Origin of the sequence: Pseudomonas sp. SK2 (assembly GCF_016772395.1) — a bacterium.
Taxonomy (GTDB): domain Bacteria; phylum Pseudomonadota; class Gammaproteobacteria; order Pseudomonadales; family Pseudomonadaceae; genus Aquipseudomonas; species Aquipseudomonas taiwanensis.
In genome coordinates this window covers 3,062,062-3,080,585 of the sequence record NZ_CP061944.1, presented here as the reverse complement: position 1 = coordinate 3,080,585, position 18,524 = coordinate 3,062,062, and the positions used below count along the sequence as shown (strand labels likewise).

21 protein-coding genes and 1 pseudogene are annotated in these 18,524 nt (G+C 63.7%); 9 read left to right on the top strand and 13 right to left on the bottom strand.

The window, feature by feature from the left end:
• Nucleotides 1–7 precede the first annotated feature (7 nt).
• Complete coding sequence (locus IF103_RS13725; RefSeq protein ID WP_202675404.1) at nt 8–1,534, top strand: cryptochrome/photolyase family protein; 1,527 nt, start codon at nt 8–10, stop codon at nt 1,532–1,534.
• Nucleotides 1,531–1,653 (top strand): annotated as a pseudogene (locus IF103_RS25210) (DUF2256 domain-containing protein); the annotation flags it as partial. The gene IF103_RS13725 and the pseudogene IF103_RS25210, both read left to right, overlap by 4 nt.
• On the opposite strand, the gene IF103_RS13715 reads toward IF103_RS25210, so the two are convergent.
• The 7 genes from IF103_RS13715 to IF103_RS13685 form a co-directional block, all read right to left on the bottom strand.
• Nucleotides 1,651–2,139, bottom strand: a complete 489-nt coding sequence (locus tag IF103_RS13715; protein WP_027906724.1) for a DUF2878 domain-containing protein — start codon at nt 2,137–2,139, stop codon at nt 1,651–1,653. The pseudogene IF103_RS25210 and the gene IF103_RS13715 sit on opposite strands and share 3 nt — an antisense overlap.
• A complete protein-coding gene (locus IF103_RS13710) occupies nt 2,139–3,401 on the bottom strand; it encodes an SAM-dependent methyltransferase (RefSeq protein WP_023380945.1) in 1,263 nt (420 codons plus the stop codon). Before IF103_RS13710 ends, IF103_RS13715 begins: the two co-directional genes overlap by 1 nt.
• Entirely contained in the window at nt 3,376–4,185 is an 810-nt protein-coding gene (locus IF103_RS13705) for a DUF1365 domain-containing protein (protein WP_104881640.1), read from the bottom strand. Before IF103_RS13705 ends, IF103_RS13710 begins: the two co-directional genes overlap by 26 nt.
• Nucleotides 4,182–5,429 carry an NAD(P)/FAD-dependent oxidoreductase gene (locus IF103_RS13700; protein ID WP_023380943.1) on the bottom strand — a complete coding sequence of 416 codons (1,248 nt, stop codon included), beginning with the start codon at nt 5,427–5,429 and terminating at the stop codon, nt 4,182–4,184. Before IF103_RS13700 ends, IF103_RS13705 begins: the two co-directional genes overlap by 4 nt.
• 6 nt (nt 5,430–5,435) lie before the next feature.
• Nucleotides 5,436–6,188, bottom strand: a complete 753-nt coding sequence (locus IF103_RS13695; protein WP_027906723.1) for an SDR family NAD(P)-dependent oxidoreductase — start codon at nt 6,186–6,188, stop codon at nt 5,436–5,438.
• Nucleotides 6,185–6,607, bottom strand: coding sequence for a nuclear transport factor 2 family protein (locus IF103_RS13690; protein ID WP_202675403.1), 423 nt, complete (start codon nt 6,605–6,607; stop codon nt 6,185–6,187). The genes IF103_RS13695 and IF103_RS13690 overlap by 4 nt, the downstream gene beginning before the upstream one ends.
• A 106-nt stretch (nt 6,608–6,713) precedes the next feature.
• Nucleotides 6,714–7,160, bottom strand: coding sequence for a PAS domain S-box protein (locus IF103_RS13685; protein WP_023380940.1), 447 nt, complete (start codon nt 7,158–7,160; stop codon nt 6,714–6,716).
• A 147-nt stretch (nt 7,161–7,307) separates the two neighbouring features.
• Here IF103_RS13685 and IF103_RS13680 point away from each other — a divergent pair, with 147 nt between their 5' ends.
• Entirely contained in the window at nt 7,308–8,195 is an 888-nt protein-coding gene (locus IF103_RS13680; protein WP_202675402.1) for a MerR family transcriptional regulator, read from the top strand.
• A gap of 51 nt (nt 8,196–8,246) precedes the next feature.
• Here IF103_RS13680 and IF103_RS13675 read toward each other — a convergent pair whose 3' ends face one another.
• Nucleotides 8,247–9,368: a mechanosensitive ion channel family protein gene (locus tag IF103_RS13675; protein WP_023380938.1), complete on the bottom strand. Its 1,122-nt coding sequence runs from the start codon at nt 9,366–9,368 to the stop codon at nt 8,247–8,249.
• Nucleotides 9,369–9,673: 305 nt separating this feature from the next.
• Between IF103_RS13675 and IF103_RS13670 the strand changes: the two genes are divergently transcribed.
• The 3 genes from IF103_RS13670 to IF103_RS13660 all read left to right on the top strand — a co-directional run bounded on the left by IF103_RS13670 (nt 9,674) and on the right by IF103_RS13660 (nt 10,800).
• Nucleotides 9,674–9,988 (top strand): hypothetical protein, encoded by a 315-nt coding sequence (locus tag IF103_RS13670; RefSeq protein ID WP_027906722.1) that lies wholly within the window; start codon nt 9,674–9,676, stop codon nt 9,986–9,988.
• 74 nt (nt 9,989–10,062) lie between these two features.
• Nucleotides 10,063–10,359, top strand: coding sequence for a DUF6555 family protein (locus IF103_RS13665; protein ID WP_023380936.1), 297 nt, complete (start codon nt 10,063–10,065; stop codon nt 10,357–10,359).
• 222 nt (nt 10,360–10,581) lie between these two features.
• Nucleotides 10,582–10,800 (top strand): hypothetical protein, encoded by a 219-nt coding sequence (locus tag IF103_RS13660; RefSeq protein WP_104883610.1) that lies wholly within the window; start codon nt 10,582–10,584, stop codon nt 10,798–10,800.
• 201 nt (nt 10,801–11,001) lie between these two features.
• Here the strand turns inward: IF103_RS13660 and IF103_RS13655 are convergent, their stop codons facing one another.
• Nucleotides 11,002–11,916, bottom strand: coding sequence for a LysR family transcriptional regulator (locus IF103_RS13655; protein WP_104881643.1), 915 nt, complete (start codon nt 11,914–11,916; stop codon nt 11,002–11,004).
• Between the two features lie 183 nt (nt 11,917–12,099).
• On the opposite strand from IF103_RS13655, the gene IF103_RS13650 reads away from it, so the two are divergent.
• The 3 genes from IF103_RS13650 to IF103_RS13640 are packed head-to-tail and all read left to right on the top strand — an operon-like array spanning nt 12,100 to nt 14,350.
• The gene (locus tag IF103_RS13650) at nt 12,100–13,437 is read left to right on the top strand and encodes a nucleobase:cation symporter-2 family protein (protein WP_104881644.1); all 1,338 of its coding nucleotides are present in this window, start codon (nt 12,100–12,102) and stop codon (nt 13,435–13,437) included.
• Between the two features lie 59 nt (nt 13,438–13,496).
• Nucleotides 13,497–14,003 (top strand): nucleoside deaminase, encoded by a 507-nt coding sequence (locus IF103_RS13645; RefSeq protein WP_023380932.1) that lies wholly within the window; start codon nt 13,497–13,499, stop codon nt 14,001–14,003.
• On the top strand, nt 14,000–14,350 hold the full coding sequence (locus IF103_RS13640) for a hydroxyisourate hydrolase (protein ID WP_104881645.1): 351 nt from the start codon (nt 14,000–14,002) through the stop codon (nt 14,348–14,350). The genes IF103_RS13645 and IF103_RS13640 overlap by 4 nt, the downstream gene beginning before the upstream one ends.
• 120 nt (nt 14,351–14,470) lie before the next feature.
• Here the strand turns inward: IF103_RS13640 and IF103_RS13635 are convergent, their stop codons facing one another.
• The 4 genes from IF103_RS13635 to IF103_RS13620 are packed head-to-tail and all read right to left on the bottom strand — an operon-like array spanning nt 14,471 to nt 18,521.
• Nucleotides 14,471–15,415, bottom strand: a complete 945-nt coding sequence (locus IF103_RS13635) for a PDR/VanB family oxidoreductase (protein ID WP_104881646.1) — start codon at nt 15,413–15,415, stop codon at nt 14,471–14,473.
• Nucleotides 15,412–16,842: an amidohydrolase family protein gene (locus tag IF103_RS13630; RefSeq protein ID WP_023380929.1), complete on the bottom strand. Its 1,431-nt coding sequence runs from the start codon at nt 16,840–16,842 to the stop codon at nt 15,412–15,414. Before IF103_RS13630 ends, IF103_RS13635 begins: the two co-directional genes overlap by 4 nt.
• A gap of 16 nt (nt 16,843–16,858) precedes the next feature.
• Nucleotides 16,859–17,662, bottom strand: a complete 804-nt coding sequence (locus tag IF103_RS13625) for an ABC transporter permease (protein ID WP_202675401.1) — start codon at nt 17,660–17,662, stop codon at nt 16,859–16,861.
• Between the two features lie 10 nt (nt 17,663–17,672).
• Complete coding sequence (locus tag IF103_RS13620; RefSeq protein ID WP_202675400.1) at nt 17,673–18,521, bottom strand: ABC transporter ATP-binding protein; 849 nt, start codon at nt 18,519–18,521, stop codon at nt 17,673–17,675.
• Nucleotides 18,522–18,524 lie beyond the last annotated feature (3 nt).

Here is an 18,524-nt window from a genome sequence, read left to right as displayed (position 1 = left end):
CAACGCAATGCGTCTCGGCCTGGTGCTCGGTGACCAGCTGTCATTCGACCTGGCGAGCCTGGCGGCGCTGGACCCGACCCAGGACGCCGTCCTCATGGCCGAAGTCCAGGGGGAGGCCCGCTATGTGCCGCATCATCCGCACAAGATCATGTTCATCTTCAGCGCCATGCGTCATTTCGCCCAGGCCCTGCGCGAGCGTGGGTGGCAGGTGCATTACGTCGAGCTGGATGCCGAAGGCAACAGCGGCAGCATCGCCGGCGAGCTGCGGCGCTGGTGCAAGGTGCTCGGTGCGAGCGAAATTCACCTGACCGAATGCGGCGAGTGGCGTCTGGAACAGGCGCTGCGCGATGCCGGGCTGCCGCTGGTGTGGCATCGCGATACCCGCTTCTTGTGCTCGCGCGAGGCATTCGCGCGCTGGGCGCAAGGGCGCACGCAACTGCGCATGGAGCATTTCTACCGAGGCATGCGCAAGCATTGTGGCCTGCTGTTGGAGCCCGACGGCAGTCCGGCAGGCGGCTCGTGGAACTTCGATGCCGACAATCGCAAATCCTTGCCGCGAGGCCTGCGCGGGCCGATTCCGGCGCAGTTCGACCAGGATGCGATCACCCAAACGGTGGTGGACTTGGTACGGCAGCGTTTCAATGATCATTACGGTGCCATGGACGGTTTCGATTACCCCGTGACCCATGGTCAGGCCCAGCAGCTCTGGCAGCATTTTCTCGACTTTGGCCTGGCGGCATTCGGCGATTACCAGGACGCCATGGCCGAAGGCGAACCGTACCTGTTCCATGCACGCATCAGTGCGGCCCTGAATGTCGGGCTGCTGGATGTCCGGCAGTTGTGCGCGGATGTCGACCACGCCTGGCGCAGCGGCCAGGTACCGCTCAATGCCGCTGAGGGCTTCATTCGTCAGTTGATCGGCTGGCGCGAATACGTGCGGGGCATCTACTGGTTGCGCATGCCCGAGTATGCTGGGCTGAACCACCTGGGCAACGATCGCGCGCTGCCGACGTTCTACTGGACCGGGGATACGCGCATGCGCTGCATGGCGCAGGCCATTGGGCAGACCCTGCGGCTTGGCTACGCGCACCATATCCAGCGGCTGATGGTCACTGGCAATTTCGCTCTGTTGGCCGGCATCGCACCAGACGCCATTTGCCAGTGGTACCTGGCGGTGTATATCGATGCGTTCGATTGGGTCGAGTTGCCCAATACCTTGGGCATGGTGATGCACGCCGATGGCGGCTATCTGGGCTCCAAACCCTATTGCGCGAGTGGTCGATACATCCAGCGGATGTCCAACCATTGCCAGGCCTGCAGCTACAAGGTCGGGCAGGTCACGGAGGAGAATGCCTGCCCGTTCAATGCGCTGTACTGGCATTTTCTGATTCGGCATCGTGCCCAGCTATCTGCCAATCCGCGCCTGCGCCTGGTCTATGGAAGCCTCGACAACATGTCACCGGCGCGTCGCCAAGCGGTGTGGGAGCGTGGCCAGGAGTTGTTGGCACGGCTGGATGCCGGGGAGGCGCTATGAAGAAGGGTTTATTGCCGAGCAAGGTTTGCGTGGTGTGTGGTCGCCCATTCGATTGGCGCAAGCGCTGGGCGCGGTGTTGGGACCAGGTGCGGTACTGCTCGCAGCGCTGCCGAAGGTCAGCGCCACGCGGCGATGCGCACCAGCAGGGGGAAGGCCAGCGCCCAGATCGGGGCCAGCAACAGCGCGGTGGGCAGTGACCCCAAGGGTAGCGCCACATCAGCCAGCCCGGCACCGCCCAGGTAAGCCGCCGGGCCGCCCAGAGCACCCAGCAGTGCGCCACGCCAGAATGGGCTGCCAGCCCAGGCCAAGCTGTGGCGCAAGCCGCTGGCCAGCACCAGCCACAAAAGCCCCAGCCACAGGGGCAGTGGCCAGGTGCCGAAATCGAAAACGCCCAACGATCCCAGCAGACTGTCCATGACGCAGCCGGCCAGTGTGACCCGCCACAACGCCTTGGTCTCGGCGGCAAGGTCCGCGCACAGGTACAGGTGCACGGCCAGCCCGATCGGCACCAGTAGCAACAGCCACGGGTATTTTGCGCCGAGCACGCAAAGCCACCAGCCGGCCTGCAACCATAGGGCGTTGGCCACCAGCCAGGCGCTGGGCATCATGGCTGTGCTGGCAACGGCGCACGCCGGGCCAAGGGGGCTGCCCACAGCAATTGTGATACACCGATTGCACGCTCTTCGAAACCGCCCTGGCAATAGCACAGGTAGAACTCCCACAAGCGCTGGAACGTGTCGTCGTATCCCAGCGCGGCCAGCGTGGTGCGTGACTGGCGCAGGTTGTCGCGCCAATGCTCCAGCGTGCGTGCATAGTCCACACCGAAATCTTCCAGATGCACGAGGTTGAGCGCGGTCTGCCGGCTGGCGGTGTCGAGCATCACGCTCAGCGACGGCAGGGCGCCACCGGGGAAGATGTAGCGTTGGATGAAGTCCACAGAGCGCCGCGCCTGGGCATAGCGCTGGTCACGGATGGTGATGGCCTGCAGCAGCATCAGCCCGTCGGGCTTGAGCAGGGCGGCGCACTGGCGGAAGTAGGTCGGTAGGTAGCGGTGGCCCACGGCCTCGATCATTTCGATGGACACCAGCTTGTCGTAGCTGCCGACCAGGTCGCGGTAGTCGTCTTGCAGTACGGTCACGCGCTGCTCCAGGCCAAGGTCCCGGACCCGCTGCAAGGTATAGCTGTACTGCGCTTGCGACAGCGTGGTGGTGGTGACTCGGCAGCCGTAGCGGGTTGCGGCATGGATGGCCAGGCTGCCCCAACCGCAGCCGATTTCCAGCAGGTGGTCGTTCGGGCTGAGTTCGAGCTTCTGGCAGATGCGCTCCAGCTTGTTCAGTTGCGCCTGTTCCAGGGTTTGCCCTGGATGCTCGAACTTGGCCGCGGAATACATCATGGTCGGGTCCAGCAACTGCTCGAACAGTGCGTTGCCCAGATCGTAGTGGGCCAGGATGTTGCGCCGGGCACCGCGCCGGCTGTTGCGGTTCAACCGGTGCAGCAGGCGCAGGGCTGGTCGGCCAAGACGTGCCAGGCCACCTTCCAGGGCGTCCAGTACGTCGAGGTTGGCCACGAACAGGCGGGTCACCCGCGCAAGGTCCGGGCTGCGCCAGTAGCCATGGATATACGCCTCGCCGGCGCCAATCGAGCCATTCCCGGCGATCATGCCCCAGGCTGCGTCATCGAGAATCTCCACCTCGGCCTGCAACGGGCTGGCGGCATCGCCAAAGTTCCACTGCCGCCCATGGCTGAGCAGCCGCAGGTGGCCGTGGCGTAACTTGCCCAATTGGGCGAGCAGGGCGTTACGTGCCAATGTGCCGAGCAAGGGCGCCAGGCCTGCGGACTTGCTAACGCTCAGAGTGGGGTTGGGCATGGTTGGGGTCCTCGCAGGGTTGGCCGAGTACCAGGTCGCCCTGGCGTTCGGTGTGGTCATGGATGGGCGTGCGTTTGAGTAGAAGGCGCAGCGCCTGCCAGTAGATGGCCGAGACGGTGCGCAAGCTCATCCAGGGGAAGGTCAGGATGTACCCCCGCAGTGCGCGCCTATCCAGGGGCTGAAGCTGCAGGGCGAGATCGGCATCGAAGACTTTCTGGCCGTCCTGCCAGTTCTGCATGTGAATGCGTACTTGCGTCGCCGCCAGGCGAAAGTGCAGGCGGTAGTCCATGTTCAACGGCATGAACGGCGACACATGGAAGGCCTTGGCCAGGGTGAAGGACGTCGCCAGGTTGCCCTCTACCGGCAGCACATAGTGGTAGCGCTCGCGCCAGGGAGTGTTGCGGACTTCCAGCAGGATCGCCGCCAGCTGCCCGTCGTGGTCATGGCAGAAGTAGAAACTCACCGGATTGAACGACAGCCCCCAGCAACGCAATTGCGTCAGCAGTTGGACGTGTCCAGTGGGTGTGCGGCCGGTGGCCTGACCGACCAATGTGCGGGCAGCTTCGGCTAGCGGTGTACCTTGGCGGGTCAGGGCGGGCAGGTAGTCGGTGTCGCGCCAGCTCAGAGGGGCCAGGCGCCAGCGTCCGATCCAGCGCGACAGCCCCAGCCATGCGGCTTGTTCGTCCAGGTCCAGCAAGAACATGCCTACCCGGTAACGGAACGCGTGGGGGCGTGGCGCCAGGCGGCGGTGGCTGAGCCAGCCCAGGCAAAGGCTGCTGTTCACAGCTGCTCTCCAAAGTGGCGCGCCACCTGCAGCGCGCTCACCACGCCGTCTTCATGAAAACCATTGCCCCAATAGGCACCGCAGAAGTAGCTGTGCAGATGGCCTTGTATCTGTTCCTGCCTTGCCTGCGCGGTGGAGGCGGCCAGGCTGTATTGTGGGTGGGCGTAACGCAGGCGGGCGATGATGTGTGCCGGGTCTATGAGTGCGGTTTGGTTGAGACTGACGCAGAAGGTCGCCGGCGCCTGGATACCCTGAAGAATGTTCATGTTGTAGGTGACCGCGGCCGGGGCATGCTCGGCGCCGCCCAAGCGGTAGTTCCAACTGGCCCAGGCTTTCCTGCGGCGCGGCAACAGGCGGATGTCGGTGTGCAGCACCACGTCGTTCTCGGCGTACCCTATGGCGCCTAGCACGGCGCGCTCTTGGGCGCTGGGTGCTTCCAGCAGCCCGAGGGCCTGGTCGCTGTGGCAGGCAAACACCACGCTTTCGAAGCGTTCGGTGCCGGCGCTGGTGAAAACGCTCACCCCCCCCTCGTCGCGGCTGACCCGGTGGACCTTGGTGCCAAGGCGAATACGATCGGCGAACGGTCGGCACAGCGGCTCGATGTAGCTACGCGAGCCACCCTGGATGACCCGCCATTGCGGGCGATCGTTGACCGACAGCAGGCCATGGTTGCGACAGAACCGCACGAAGAACCGCAGCGGGAAGTCGAGCATGTCGGCGCGGGACATCGACCAGATGGCCGACCCCATCGGTACGATGTAGTGTTCGATGAAGCGTTGCCCATAGCCATGGGTCGTGAGGTAGCTGCCCAGGGTGGTGGAGGCATCGATGCGCTGGTTGTCCAGGTCGGCCAGTGCCTGCCGGTTGAAGCGCAGGATGTCGCGCAGCATCCCCCAGAAGCCCGGCGACCACAGGTTTCTGCGTTGGGCGAACAGGGTATCGAGGTCGTGACCGTTGTATTCCAGGCCAGTGAGCGGGTCATGGACCGAAAAGCTCATCTGCGTTGGTTGCGACGCGACCCCGAGCTGACCGAGCAGGCGTATGAAATGGGGGTAGGTCCAGTCGTTGAAGACGATGAAGCCGGTGTCGATGGCATAGCGTTGGCCCTGCCAGTCCACATCCAGGGTATGGGTGTGCCCGCCGATCCATTGCTCGGCCTCGAACACTGTCACTTCGTGTTTGCGCGACAACAGGTAGGCGCAGGTCAAACCTGCGATACCGCTGCCGATGATCGCTATGCGCATGGGGCATCATTCCTGTTCATGGCGTGCCAGGCGTCGGCCAATCGCCAGGCGCAGACGCGCAGGCAAAGCACCGAGCAGGCGCAGGACAAAGGTGAATAGGCCGGGGAAATTGATCTCCAGCGGGCGCTGGGGCAGGCGCTTGGCGATATGGCTGGCGGCGCGCTGGGCTGGCCAGATCTGGGGCATGGGGAAGTCGTTGCGGCGGGTCAGCGGCGTGTCGACGAACCCCGGACTCACCAAGGTCACGTCGATACCCTCGCGCGCCAGGTCGATGCGTTGCGATTCCACCAGGTAGCGTACAGCCGCCTTGGATGCGCCATAAGCTCCCGCCCGAGGCAAGGCCAGCCAGGTAACCGAACTGCCCATCACCACCAGGTGCGGGCGCTCCCCAGCGCGCAGCAAGGGCAGGGCGGCTGCCAGACAATGGTTCAGCGCGAGGAAGTTGGTGCGGATCACGCGTTCGACCAGCTGCGGGTCGTATCGGCCGGGCTCCAGGTATTCGCAGGTACCTGCGTTGAGGATGACCATGTCCAGGCCACCCCAGGCCTGCTCGATGCAGGCGGCGACCTGGGCTACCTGGCGTGGGTCGTCGAGATCGCCGATGGCCAGCAGCACTTGGCCAGGAAACTGTTCGGCAAGGGGTGACAGCCGCTCGGCATGACGGCTGCCGAGTGCCACTTGGTGCCCCTGTTCGAGCAGGCATCGCGCAAGTTCGGCGCCGATCCCGCTGCTCGCGCCGGTCAGCCAGCAACGGCTCATGCCAACCTGCCTTTGAGCCAGCGGATAGCGCCGCCCATGACCGGAACATGCTCGTAGAGCAGGGCTCCTGCGTCGAAGAAGTCCTGATGCAGATGCACCCGGTCCTGCCATTGCAGGTAGCTGCAACCTTGCAAGGTGATCGGCCGTCCGCCGGACAGGCGAGGGTGGCGGAACTGCAAGGTCCAACGCAAATAGCCTCGACCAGGCCCTACCTCATCGGCGCCTGTGAAGGTATAGCGGATGTCCTGCGCGTTGGCGTAAAGCTGGGAGAAGTAGGCCTTCAGTGCCTCAAGACCCTGAATCTGATGCAGGGGGTCGCGAAAAGTGACCTCTTCGTTGTACAGGTTTACCAGCGCATCGATATTGTGCGCGTCGAGCCGCGCGAAGCGTTGCGCGAATTGCTGCAGGTAGGCGGACATGCGAGTCTCCAGGCAGGCCTGTACAGATAATGAATCTTGTACAGGTATAGCTGAAGACTACGTCTAAAATTGTACAAGTCAACGGCCTTGTACAGCTTTTTTTGTATCAAGCTTCGAGCTCGCCCAATTTGCCCTGCAATTCAGCGACTTGCGCTTCCAGTTCCCGGATCCTTTGCTGGGCTTCCATTCGTGCCGTGACGTCGTGCTGGATCCCGATGTAGTAGGTCAACTGGTCCGCCTCGTTATGCACCGGCGTGATGGACAGTTCGTTCCAGAACAAGCTGCCATCCTTGCGGTAGTTGCGCAGCACCTGACGGCAGGGCTGCCCTTGGGCGATGGCCTGGCGGATGGCAACGAGCCCTGCCTGGTCGTGGTCCTGGCCTTGGAGGAAGCGACAGTCCTGATAAAGGATATCGGCGGCGCAATAGCCTGTGAGGCGTTCGAAAGCGGGGTTGACGTAGATAAGGATGCTGTCGTCGCCTTCCTGTTCGGCGACGACGATGCCATCGTTGGAATGCTCGACCATCAGTTGCAGGAGTTTTGCGTTGATCATTTAGCCACCCACGGATTCATATTCAGTATGCGCAGCGTAGCTCTACTGTCGAGAGCTTCGGTGCGGTTCGTCGAATGATGACTCAATGATGCTCGCCCAAGAAGATGTGCAGGGGTTTAGAATGTGTTATCTCACGGATGCCCCACGATGACTGAAGCCACCCCACCTGATCTTTTTCCCATGCGCGATGTGGTCACCATGACCGGCATCAACCCCGTTACCTTGCGTGCCTGGGAGCGGCGCCATGGCCTGATCCGCCCACAACGTACCGATGGCGGCCACCGGTTGTACACTGCCACGGACGTGCAGCGAATCCGCGACATCCTGCGCTGGACCGCCAATGGCCTGCCGATCAGCAAGGTCGGCGAGATGCTCGCGGGGCAAAGCAAGACCAGCCTTATGCGCGACGATGCCTTCGATGAATGGCGTACGGCCGTTGTGCGCGCAACCAGAACATTCGATAGCCAGGCGCTGGAAGGTATCCATGGCCAGTTGTTCACGCTCTTTCCCAAGGCCAGCGTGATGCATGACGTGCTGATGCCGGTCTGGCGTGGTCTGGCATCCGGTAGTGGTTTCGGGGAGCGCAGCCAGTGGCTTTTCCTCGATACCTTCCTGCGCGCCAGGTTACTCCTGCGCCTGCAGATGAATCAGCCCGATGCCCCTCGGGTCCTGCTGGCTGGTTTGGAGGACCATGCCGAGCTTGAGTTGCTTAGTACCGGTTTGCTGCTCAGTGGCGAGCGCCAGCGCATCGAGGTGCTCGGTCGTGGCCAACCCCTCGAAGAACTGGCCCTGCTGTGCGCGGCGATCCAGCCCGCGGCGGTGGTGATTGCCGTACGGGAGCCTGTTACCCCTGTGCTGGCCAGGCGCCTGCGGTCGTTGCAGATGGACGTCGCTTGCCCGTTGGCGGTGGTGGGCGAGGGCCTGGACGATTCCCTGGGGGTTTTGCAGGGTATTCCGCTGTGCCTGCTGAACGAGCGTCAGAGCAATGTGGCGGGTGTCCTGGAAGCGCTGCTCAGCGGTGCGCTGGACCTGTGACGGAGAGGGAAGACGCCTTGGCTGGCGACGCCTTCCCTGGGGCTTGTGCATTCAGGCTCCTCTGAAGCCACGGCCTTCGCGCCCTGCAGACTCAACGTTGGCCTCTGGCAAGGCGGTGACCTTGATTGCCCGTACCGGAACGGCGAATGTGGCGCCGATCCGGGAGAAGCGTTCCAGTAGACGGAAATTGATCGCTTGCTGGATATCCATGTACAGGTTGTAGCCTGGGTCCTTGACGATATACACGCACTCGAACTCCAACGCCTCCTTGCCGAAACCGCGCAGGTGAGCACGGTCGAAACGCACCTGATCCTGCGCCTTGATCGCTTCTTCGACGATGCCCGGCGCCTTCTTCACCGCCTCGGTGGGTGTGTCGTAGGAAAGGCCGAATTCGAACACGATGCGGCGTTCCTGCAACCGCTTGTAGTTCTGGATGGTGCTGCTGATCATGCTGGCGTTGGCCATGACGATCTGCTCGCCGCCAAGGCTGCGGATACGCGTGGTTTTAAGACCGACATGCTCCACGGTGCCCGCCAGCGGGCCGATGACGATGAAGTCGCCGACTTCGAACGGCTTGTCCACGGCGATCGACAGCGAGGCGAACAGGTCGCCGAGGATGTTCTGCACGGCCAGCGCCACCGCGATCCCGCCCACACCCAGGCTGGCAACGAAGGCAGTGATGTTCACGCCCAGGTTCGACAGCATCGCCAGCAACACCACCGACCACAGTAACACCCGCGCGCCCCAGGCCGAGAGCGTGGCCAAGGCGCTGCCCTGGTTCAGGCCATCGGCCCTGTGGCGTGCGAAGTAGCGGCTAAGGCCTAGGCTTATGGCGCGGTTGGCCCACAGGCCAATCTGCAGGGCGGCGACCACGAACCACAGGCTGCTGACCCGGCTGAGCCAGCGCTCGGGCAGGTCGAGCAGGCTCAAGCCTACAAGCAAGGAGGCAAGGAACAGCAGGAAATTGCTGGTGCCAGCCAGCACCTTGGCCAGCACTTGGCTCAAGGCGCCATCGTGCATTGACCAGCGCCGGACCCGGTGCAGCAGGAAGCTGATCGCCGCACGGGCGACCAGGAAGGTCACGAGGGTGGTGGTCAGCGCCAACAACACGTTGAGAATGGAAATACCGAATACGGTGGTGTCGGTGAACAGTGCAATGATGCGATCGTTCATCAGTGGCTCGCCTCCTGGTTGCCATCGATAGGTGTGCAATTCCTTGTCTTGGACGTCCGGCAGACGCTACAGGTCGATTGGATTTCATCAACCGAGCGATAGCGCCGAATGTTTCGGCGCGTTCAGTGGGAAGGACGGGCGGGACGCAGAGGGGGTGGCTCATTCGCGCACGGCCGATGACCGGTGGTTGTACAGCGTCAGTCGTTTTGTAGAGGCCTGGCCGGTTGTCCGACGGCGTCGATTTTTTTCGATCGGCAGCGCCGATCAGAGGATCTACCGACGACAACAGCGGCGAGGGCCAGCAGATGAAGCACAGAGGCGAGACCTATCGACAGTGGTGTGACCCGATCCTGCATCATCAGGCCCATGAGGAGACCCTCGACGATGGCACCTGTCTGGAAGTGCAGACGCGTCTGTCACGCACGGGAGAAACGCAGTTGTTCATTGGTGTCTATCGACGCGATGGCTCGGTGGTGCGCGAGCGGGTCTACAGCCGACGCCCCGGAGAAACCATGAGCCGGGCATTGGTATGGGGCGTGGGATATGCCAGGCGAGTCGCGGTCGCAGGTGATGCAGTCAGGGCCGAGGCCGCTGGCGGTTCGCTTGGCCAACAACAGTGACCAATCGGTCAAATTAACTGAATCTTTTCTGCCTCGACTCGCTCCATTGGCTTGAATCGAAGGAGGAGAGTCCAATGGCAGGACAGCAGTTGTATGTGATCGAATATGAGCTTCACGGGGAGTTTCGCACGTTCATCATCCGCCAGGAGCGTATGGACAATGCTCAGGCCTGGCACTGGGCGAGCTGCGATGCGGGGGTTGGCATCATCCCCAGGTTTGGCCAGCACAGGATCAAGAAGGTCAGCCGGCCCATGGCCGAGCGGTACGGTATCGCCAACGTACGGTGGTGGGTATCGGGGCAAGGTCCGGAGTTCGTCGCGCCGCTTATCGATATGAAGAAGTTCTCTAATAGCGGCACTGCCGACACGTGAAGCCTTGCAGACGGGCACGATGAGCCAGGGCGATTTGCCCTGGCTTTTTTGTTGCAACCCCTTTACGGGTTGTAAATGAGCATTCCGAGGCTGGTTCAACGCAGCATCACCCGGTATCAGGGCTTTTCGCACAGAGCCTAAAACCTTTGAACGAATACGAAGGTATGACACTCAGCTGTTCATGCAGGGCCATCAGCGTGAGTCAGAGGAGGAGCTTCAACCATGCTCAACGAGCCCACCAACCAGGAAGTTGCGACCTTGATCGACATCAGCGAATCACAAGTCCAACACTACCGGGGAGAATCATATCTGCTGGGTGATGGCACCTGGCTCGTCCACTTCGCCTATTTCATGCCCAAGGAACTGCGTGCCAAGTTGACCGGCAGTTTCACCTTGATGATCAAGCCTCACGCCTGCGCGGGCGAGCGGCGCAGTGGATAGACCGTTCGCCAGCAGCGTCGTGCCCGTAGATGAACCGTTGCCCCCGTTCCAGGTTCTCCACGCGACAGCGTTCTCCAGGTGGCATACCCGGTTGCGGGACGTATCGGGGCTTCACCTCAGCTCGTGCAGACGCTGTTGCGGGCACTGAGCGCCTGGCCTTCAGCGGCAGGCGATTTCCGCCGCCACCCCACGGACACGCTTCTATAAAGTCGTTGCCCGCCCAAGTCGATCCAGCTCGAACACCTTGCTGTGCTGCAGGCGGTCGCGCAGGTAGCTCGCCGCCGGCCCCGCTTGGCGGCTGCGATGCCACAGCAGGTCCACCCCCACCAGCCAGTCGGTGTGTGGGTAGGCTTCCAGTTGCAACTCCACCAATTGGCCGCTCTCCAATTCGCGCTGCACCAGCAGGCGCGGCAGGGTCGCCCAGCCCAGCCCTGCGCAGACCATCTCGACCAGTGCCAGGTAGCTCTCCGCACGCCATAGCTGGCCCGCACGCAGATACTCGCTGCTGGGCAGTTTGTCGGCATGGGCAAAGAAGGCCAGCCGGCGATGGGCGTTGAGGTCGGCGAAACTGACCGGTGATTGTCGCGCCAGGGCGAACTGGTGATGGCAGACGTGGGTCATGATTAGCTTGCCCAACTGCTGGAAGGCAAGCTCAGGCGGGTAGTCGGGCTGGGCGAATGTCACCCCAAGGTCAGCTTCGCCGGTGAGGATCATCTCGCTGACATCGCCGTGCAGCGGGTGGCGGATCAGCAGATCGACGAAGGGGAACGCTGCGTCGAAGCCCTTGAACGGCGGTATCAGTGGGCCATACGGGACTTCGATGGCTAATGTCAGTGCCGCTTCGACCTGGCCGGCCAGGCTGTCGGCGCTGCCCTCCAGGGCATAGCAGCGTTCGAGGATGCCTTCGGCCCGCAGCAGCAGCTTGTGGCCGGCGGGTGTCAGACCAGGAATGCGGCTGGAGCGGTCGAACAGCTGCACGCCAAGGTCGGTTTCCAGGTTGCTGATCGCCGCACTGACCGTCGATTGCGTGCGCCCCAGTCGCCGCGCCGCGGCAGAAAATGAGCCTGCCTGCACGGCGCTGACGAACACCTGAAGTTGTTCCAGTGAAAAGCGCATCGCCTGATCCTTCCCAAACGGTCCAACCATCGATATTAGCGATGGTTAATCATTTGCTCCATCGTTGAATTAACAGGATGCTCCCCGTCGACATCGGCGACAGCTGCCCATGCTTTCCTGTGCTGCATGTCACTCCGGGCGCCTTCAACAATAAAAAGAGCCGCACTTCAGGAGCGTCACAACATGAGCCAATCTCTGATCCACCCCGTGGACGAAGTACTGCCTCCACGGGAGCTGTTCACCTTCGGCCTGCAGCATGTGCTGGTGATGTACGCCGGTGCCGTCGCCGTACCATTGATTCTCGGTAGCGCCCTGGGACTGAGCCATGCCCAGGTGGTCACGTTGATCAATGCCAACCTACTCACCTCGGGAATCGCGACCTTGCTCCAGACCCTCGGCCTGAGGTGCTTCGGTGCCCGCTTGCCGCTGATCCAGGGCTGCTCGTTCATCGCCTTGGCACCGATGATCATGATCGGTAAGGAATTCGGTCTACCCCATGTGTTCGGTGCGGTGATCGCCGCCGGTGCACTCACGATGGCCATAGCACCGCTGTTCAGCCGCCTGCTGCGTTTCTTCCCGCCGGTGGTGATCGGCAGCCTCATCACGGTCATTGGCATCTCGCTGATGCCTGCGGCAGCGATCTGGCTCGGGGGAGGTCAGCCAGGTGCCCCGGATTTCGGCGCACCGGCCAACTTGTTGCTGGGCCTGGCGACGGTGGCGATAACCCTGGTGATCCATGCCCGCTTTCGCGGTTTCATCGGCAATCTCAGCGTGCTGCTGGGGCTGATCGTCGGCAGCTTGGCGGCGGCGGCATGCGGCATGACCGACTTCAGCCGGGTGGGGGCGGCGGCGTGGTTCGAGCTCAGTGCGCCAATGGCGTTCGGTGTTCCGCAGTTCTCGTTGACGCCGGTGCTGATCATGTTCCTGGCCATGCTGGTGATCATGGCCGAGACCACCGGTAACTGCCTGGCCATCGGCAAGCTGACCGGCAAGCCTGCCGACCCGCGAACCCTGGGCAACGCGTTTCGTGCCGATGGTTTGTCGACCATGCTGGGCGGGTTGTTCAACAGCTTCCCCTACAACGCGTTTACCCAGAACACTGGCCTGATTGCACTTTCTGGCGTCAAGAGCCGTTACGTGGTCGCTGCCGCAGGCGCCATCATGGTGTTGATGGGGCTGTTTCCCAAGCTGGGTGCTCTGATCGCCAGCGTGCCGACACCCGTGCTCGGTGGCTGCGCCATCGTGATGTTTGGCATGACCACCGTGGCGGGGATCCAGGAACTGTCGCGGGTGCGCTTCGAGGGGACTCGCAACGGCCTGGTGGTGGCGGTATCGGTCAGCATTGGCGTATTGCCGATGTCAATGCCGGCGCTGTTCGAGCATGTCAGCGGTCCGCTGAAACTGGTGCTGGAGAGCGGCATCTTCCTCGCCGCAGTCAGTGCCATTGTGCTCAACCTGCTGCTCAATCGTGAAGCCGAGACAAGCACTCAGGACGCCATCGACTCCAAACTGGCCAAGTGAGCCTTTCTTCACGCGCGCCCGTCGGCGCGCTTTCAACTGCCTCTCAGGGAGCAACCGCCATGACGCTGTCCACCCCCCATGCCACCGACCTGTCCGAGCTGGACCTTGACCTGCTGCGCCAGTCGATCAGCCTGTCCGAGCAATCGCGCAGGGATGGCCGACATCCATTCGCCGCACTCGTCGCCGATGCCCAGGGCCGCATCATCGCCAGCGCTGGCAACAATTCCATGCCCCCCGAGGGCGATCCGACCCAGCATGCCGAGCTCGTGGCGGCCGCGCAGGCAGCCAAGCTGCTGACACCTGAGCAACTCGCGTCCTGCACGCTATACACCAGCGCCGAGCCCTGCTGCATGTGCGCCGGGGCGGTGTATTGGACCGGTATCGGCAGGGTAGTCTATGCGTTGTCGGAGCATGCCCTGCTGGGTTTGACCGGCGCCCACCCGGAAAACCCTACGTTCTCGTTGCCATGCCGCGAAGTGTTCGCCCGTGGTCAGCGCATCGTGAAGGTGCATGGGCCAGTGCTGGAGGATGAGGCGGCGCGAGCTCACCAAGGGTTCTGGTCATGAACGGCGGCGTTTCCGTGCATGTCGTCGACATCGCCAGCGGGCGCGCCGCGCATGGGCTGCGGGTGAGCATCGGGGCAGTTGGCGAGGCGGCGTTTGCCGAAGGCATTATCGACGCCCGCGGCCAGTGGCCGGCTCTGGCTGCGCTGAACGAGCGATTTGGCGTCGGCGTCTACGAACTGCGCCTGCAGGTGGCGCAGTTCTATCGCCAGCTCGGCACCGAATTGCCCGCCATACCCTTCCTGGACGAGTTGGTGTATCGCTTCGGCATCGGCGAGGCGCAGGCGCACTATCACCTGCCTTTCAAGATCACCGCCTGGGGTGTCAGCTGTTTTCGTGGAGGCGCTTGAGCTGCATCGCTGCCAAGCTTAAGCCTGGCAGGGTTGGCGATCGAGCATTGCGGGTGCGCCCGCCCCTGTAACCTCGCCAACCCGTTGGATGTCAGGTTATCGGGCACTGGTTGCCCGGCCTCAGGCGTCCAGCACCAGGTGCGGACCCCGCGCGACCGAGACACATGGCGCGATCCATTCACCGCTGTTGCGCTGTGCCTCGCTGAGGCATTCGTCACGGTGTTGCGGTTCGCCCTCGATGACCCGGCACACGCAAGCACCGCAAATACCCATGCCGCATGAGATGGGCAGCGCCACCCCAACTCTCGCGGCAGCCTGGACCAGGCTTTCGCCCGCGTGCACTTGGACTTCACGCCCACTGCGCTGCAGAACCAGCACACTGCTGGCGCCGGCTTGATCGAGTGGCTCAGCCGGCCTGAAGTGCTCGCGGTGCAGCGCCGAAGCCGGCCAGCCGCGAGCCAGGGCGATCTGCTCGACGCTTTCCATGAACCCCGCAGGCCCGCAGCAGTACACGCTGGCTTGATGTTGCCAGTCGGGCAGTTGCTCATGCAGGCAGTCACGGATCTGCGCCGCGCGCAAGCCTCTGAACACCTCGACGTGCGGACCCAGGTGCTGGACAAGGGGCGCCTGGTGCAAGTGCCGGGTGAAATACAGCAGCCGCACCGCACGCCCCTGTGCCTGGCATTGCCGGTACATGGGCAGCAGCGGCGTGATGCCGATGCCCGCCGCCAGCAGCGTCACCGGGCCGTTGCCAGGTTGCAGGGAAAACAGGTTGCGCGGCGCGCTTACCTCTATTCTTGCACCCAGGCGCAGGTGCTCATGCAGCCATTTCGAACCGCCCCGTGAAGTGGGTTCACGCTTGATGCCCAGGTACAGATGCCCCTCATCGGGCAGGCTGGCCACGGAGTATTGGCGCACCACGCCGTTGCCCAGGCGCAGGTCGACGTGGGCGCCGGCGGCCCAACTGAAGGGCAGGGCGCCGCCGCCCGGTGTGCCCAGTTCGACACCCAGCACATCGTCGGCTTCCAGGCGCAAGGCACGTACTTGCAGGGACGTCCAGTTCATGCGCGTACTCCCGCCGCCCGTTGCAGGCGCACCACGGCCTCGCGGGCCTGGCAGCCCAGTTCGGCAAGGTCCAGGCCAGGGATGGCGTCGTTCTCCACCCGCAGCTGGCCGCCGACCAGCAACGCCCGCAACGTCGGTCGCCCGCCGCCGACCACTGGCGCGATTCCGAGGTCATGCAAGCCAAAGTAGCGTGGCTGGTCGAGCCGGTACAAGGCGAGGTCCGCCGCCATGCCGACTTCCAGCGTGCCCAGCGCATCCAGCCCCAACACCTGGGCGCCGCCGGCCGTGCCCCAGCGCACCACGTCTTCCACACAGGCGACATGGGCACCCCCCTCCAGCGTGCCGCCCGCGTAACCAGGCAAGGCCCGCTCGCCGCCCTTGGCCCGCTGCATAAGCCAGGCGGCGTGGGTTTCGCTGATCATGTCGCAGGCTTCGTTGGAGGCCGCCCCGTCCACACCGATCGAGATCGCCATGCCAGCAGCTTCCATGGCGACGATGTCGGCAATGCCGCTGCCCAGCCGGCCGTTGCTCTGGGGGCAATGGGCAACGCCGGTTCCGGTCGCGCCCAACAGCCGGATTTCCTCGGCGCTGAGCTTGACCAGGTGGGCGAACCACACATCCGGCCCCAGCCATTCGTGTTCTGCGCAGAAGGCAACCGGTGAGAGCTGATGGCGACGCTGGACTTCGTTCTGGTACTCCACCGTTTCGCTCAAGTGACTGTGCAGGCGGATGCCCAGCTTGCGGGCGGCGCGGGCGGTTTCACGCAGGTGCTCGGGTGGCATCGAATAAGGTGGGCTGGTGGGCGCCATTACGACCCGGCGCCAGGCGTCGGCGGCGTGGTCGTGGTAGGTGCGTACCAACCGCTCGACGTCATCCAGGTACTGCTCCAGGGTCTCCGGCCCCGCACTTGCCGGGCCTTCGGCCTGGCGCACCTGGGTCGCGCCGCCGCGGCACAGCACGAAGCGCAGGCCAAGCTGCTGTGCTTCCTCGAACAGGATCTGTGCGCTATCGAAGCCCATGCCTGGCAGGTAAAGGTAATGGTGGTCGGCAACCGTACTGCAGCCGGAGCGAGCCAGTTCAACCAGGCCGATACGTGCGGCCAGGCGGAAGCTGTGCTCATCGAACAGCCCGCGGTAGCGATACGGGACCGCGCCCAACCACGCCCCAAGGCTTTGGTCGATCCCTGCCGGAATACCCTTGAGCAGCGACTGGAACAGGTGGTGGTGGGTATTCACCCAGCCGGGATAGACGACGCAATCGGTAGCGTCGAGCACGGGTTCGCCTGTCTCCGGCCGCAGTGTGCCAATGGCTGCGATACGCCCTTGGCTGATGCGGATGTCCGGCCCGGCATGACGCGCTGGCACGCCACGCAGGCCGGTGAGAATGGCGCTGGCGTTGCGGATCAGCCAGCTGTCTGAATGCTTCATGTGGGTCTCCATAGGCTTAGCCCAATTCACTTTCGTGCCAATGGCGAAGGCTCAGGCGAGCCAGCACGGCCATCAGGCTGAACAGCGCGACGCCGGTCAGCGCGATCAACACCAAGGCGGCGAACAGCCGCGGGATGTTCAGCTGAAAGCCCGCTTGCAGGATCTGGTACGCCAGCCCGGCGCCCGTCCCCCCTGTGCCGGCAACGAATTCGGCCACCACTGCACCGATCAACGCCAGCCCGCTGGCAATCCGCAAGCCGGCGAAGAAGCATGGCAACGCGCTGGGAATACGCAGACGCAGCAGCACCTGCCAGCGGCTGGCGCGATTGAGCCGAAACAGGTTCAGCAGCCCCGGGTTGACGCTGCGCAGTCCCAGGACCGTGTTAGCGATGATCGGAAACACCGCGACCAACGTGGCGCAGATCACCAGTGCCAGGGTGGTGTCGCTGCACCAGATGATGATCAGTGGTGCGATGGCAACCACTGGCGTGACCTGCAGCAGGATGGCGTAGGGGAACAGGCTGGCTTCCACGACGCGGCTCTGCACGAACAGGAAGGCTGCCAGGGTGCCGATGACCACCGCGAGGGCAAACGACAGGAAGGTGATCTTCAAGGTCATCCACAGTGCACCCAGCAGCATCGGGCCGTCGGCGATCAGCGTGCGACCAATATCGGCGGGTGAGGGCACCAGGTACACCGGTACCTGCCAGGTGATGCACGCCAGTTGCCAGAGTGCGAGCAACGCGGCGCCGACCACCAATGGTGAGGCGATGCGCAACAGGGCTGGGTTGTGTAGCCAGGGCGTAGAGGTTCGGCTCATGTCGGGGCTCTCAGGAAGGCTCGCCGTTGGCCTTGGCCAGCAGCTGGGACAGGTGGGCACACTGGGCGATGAAGGCGGGGGAAGTGCGGTAGGCTTCGTCGCGCTCCCGTGGCCCGTCGATGGCGACATCGGCGATCACCCGACCGGGGCGGGCGCCCATCACCACGACACGCGACGACAGGTACACCGCCTCGAAGATGCTGTGGGTGACGAACACCACCGTCAGGTCGCGCTCGGCCCAGAGTTGGCGCAGGTCGCTGTCGAGCTTGTTGCGGGTGAACTCGTCCAGGGCGCCGAACGGCTCGTCCATCAGCAGCAGGTTGGGTTCGGTGGCCAGCGCCCGGGCGATCGATGCGCGCATCTGCATGCCGCCTGAGAGTTCCCGCGGATAAACCTCGCCGAACGCGCCCAGGCCTACCCGTTCAAGTGCGGCCTGCACCTTGGCCTGGCTGTCGGCCCGCGGCACGCCGGCCAGGTCCAGGGGCAGGCGCACGTTGTCCTGCACCTTGGCCCAGGGCATCAAGGTCGCTTCCTGGAACACCATTGCCAGGCGGCGGCCAGTGCCGCGGCTGTCGCTGCCGGGGGCCTCTTTGCCCCACCAGCGCACGTGGCCGGCGGAGGGCTGTTCCAGTCCGGCGAACATCTTCAACAAGGTGCTTTTGCCGCAGCCTGAGGGGCCCAGCAACGACACGAACTCGCCGCGCTGGATCGCCAGCTTGACTCGGCTCAGGGCATGGGTGCCATTGCTGTAGGTCTTCTCGACCTGATTGGCGAACAGCGGGGTGTCGGCGCTCACGGCGTCGGCACCGATGGGGGCCTGCAGCCGGGCGTTGGCTTCGGATAAGGTCTGCATCAACATGGC

Coding starts and splice junctions, on each gene's coding strand:
- IF103_RS13725 (WP_202675404.1), top strand. CDS start 8: ATGCGTCTCGGCCTGGTGCTCGGTGACCAGCTGTCATTCGACCTGGCG.
- IF103_RS13715 (WP_027906724.1), bottom strand. CDS start 2,139: ATGCCCAGCGCCTGGCTGGTGGCCAACGCCCTATGGTTGCAGGCCGGC.
- IF103_RS13710 (WP_023380945.1), bottom strand. CDS start 3,401: ATGCCCAACCCCACTCTGAGCGTTAGCAAGTCCGCAGGCCTGGCGCCC.
- IF103_RS13700 (WP_023380943.1), bottom strand. CDS start 5,429: ATGCGCATAGCGATCATCGGCAGCGGTATCGCAGGTTTGACCTGCGCC.
- IF103_RS13695 (WP_027906723.1), bottom strand. CDS start 6,188: ATGAGCCGTTGCTGGCTGACCGGCGCGAGCAGCGGGATCGGCGCCGAA.
- IF103_RS13690 (WP_202675403.1), bottom strand. CDS start 6,607: ATGTCCGCCTACCTGCAGCAATTCGCGCAACGCTTCGCGCGGCTCGAC.
- IF103_RS13685 (WP_023380940.1), bottom strand. CDS start 7,160: ATGATCAACGCAAAACTCCTGCAACTGATGGTCGAGCATTCCAACGAT.
- IF103_RS13680 (WP_202675402.1), top strand. CDS start 7,308: ATGACTGAAGCCACCCCACCTGATCTTTTTCCCATGCGCGATGTGGTC.
- IF103_RS13675 (WP_023380938.1), bottom strand. CDS start 9,368: ATGAACGATCGCATCATTGCACTGTTCACCGACACCACCGTATTCGGT.
- IF103_RS13670 (WP_027906722.1), top strand. CDS start 9,674: ATGAAGCACAGAGGCGAGACCTATCGACAGTGGTGTGACCCGATCCTG.
- IF103_RS13665 (WP_023380936.1), top strand. CDS start 10,063: ATGGCAGGACAGCAGTTGTATGTGATCGAATATGAGCTTCACGGGGAG.
- IF103_RS13660 (WP_104883610.1), top strand. CDS start 10,582: ATGCTCAACGAGCCCACCAACCAGGAAGTTGCGACCTTGATCGACATC.
- IF103_RS13655 (WP_104881643.1), bottom strand. CDS start 11,916: ATGCGCTTTTCACTGGAACAACTTCAGGTGTTCGTCAGCGCCGTGCAG.
- IF103_RS13650 (WP_104881644.1), top strand. CDS start 12,100: ATGAGCCAATCTCTGATCCACCCCGTGGACGAAGTACTGCCTCCACGG.
- IF103_RS13645 (WP_023380932.1), top strand. CDS start 13,497: ATGACGCTGTCCACCCCCCATGCCACCGACCTGTCCGAGCTGGACCTT.
- IF103_RS13640 (WP_104881645.1), top strand. CDS start 14,000: ATGAACGGCGGCGTTTCCGTGCATGTCGTCGACATCGCCAGCGGGCGC.
- IF103_RS13635 (WP_104881646.1), bottom strand. CDS start 15,415: ATGAACTGGACGTCCCTGCAAGTACGTGCCTTGCGCCTGGAAGCCGAC.
- IF103_RS13630 (WP_023380929.1), bottom strand. CDS start 16,842: ATGAAGCATTCAGACAGCTGGCTGATCCGCAACGCCAGCGCCATTCTC.
- IF103_RS13625 (WP_202675401.1), bottom strand. CDS start 17,662: ATGAGCCGAACCTCTACGCCCTGGCTACACAACCCAGCCCTGTTGCGC.
- IF103_RS13620 (WP_202675400.1), bottom strand. CDS start 18,521: ATGTTGATGCAGACCTTATCCGAAGCCAACGCCCGGCTGCAGGCCCCC.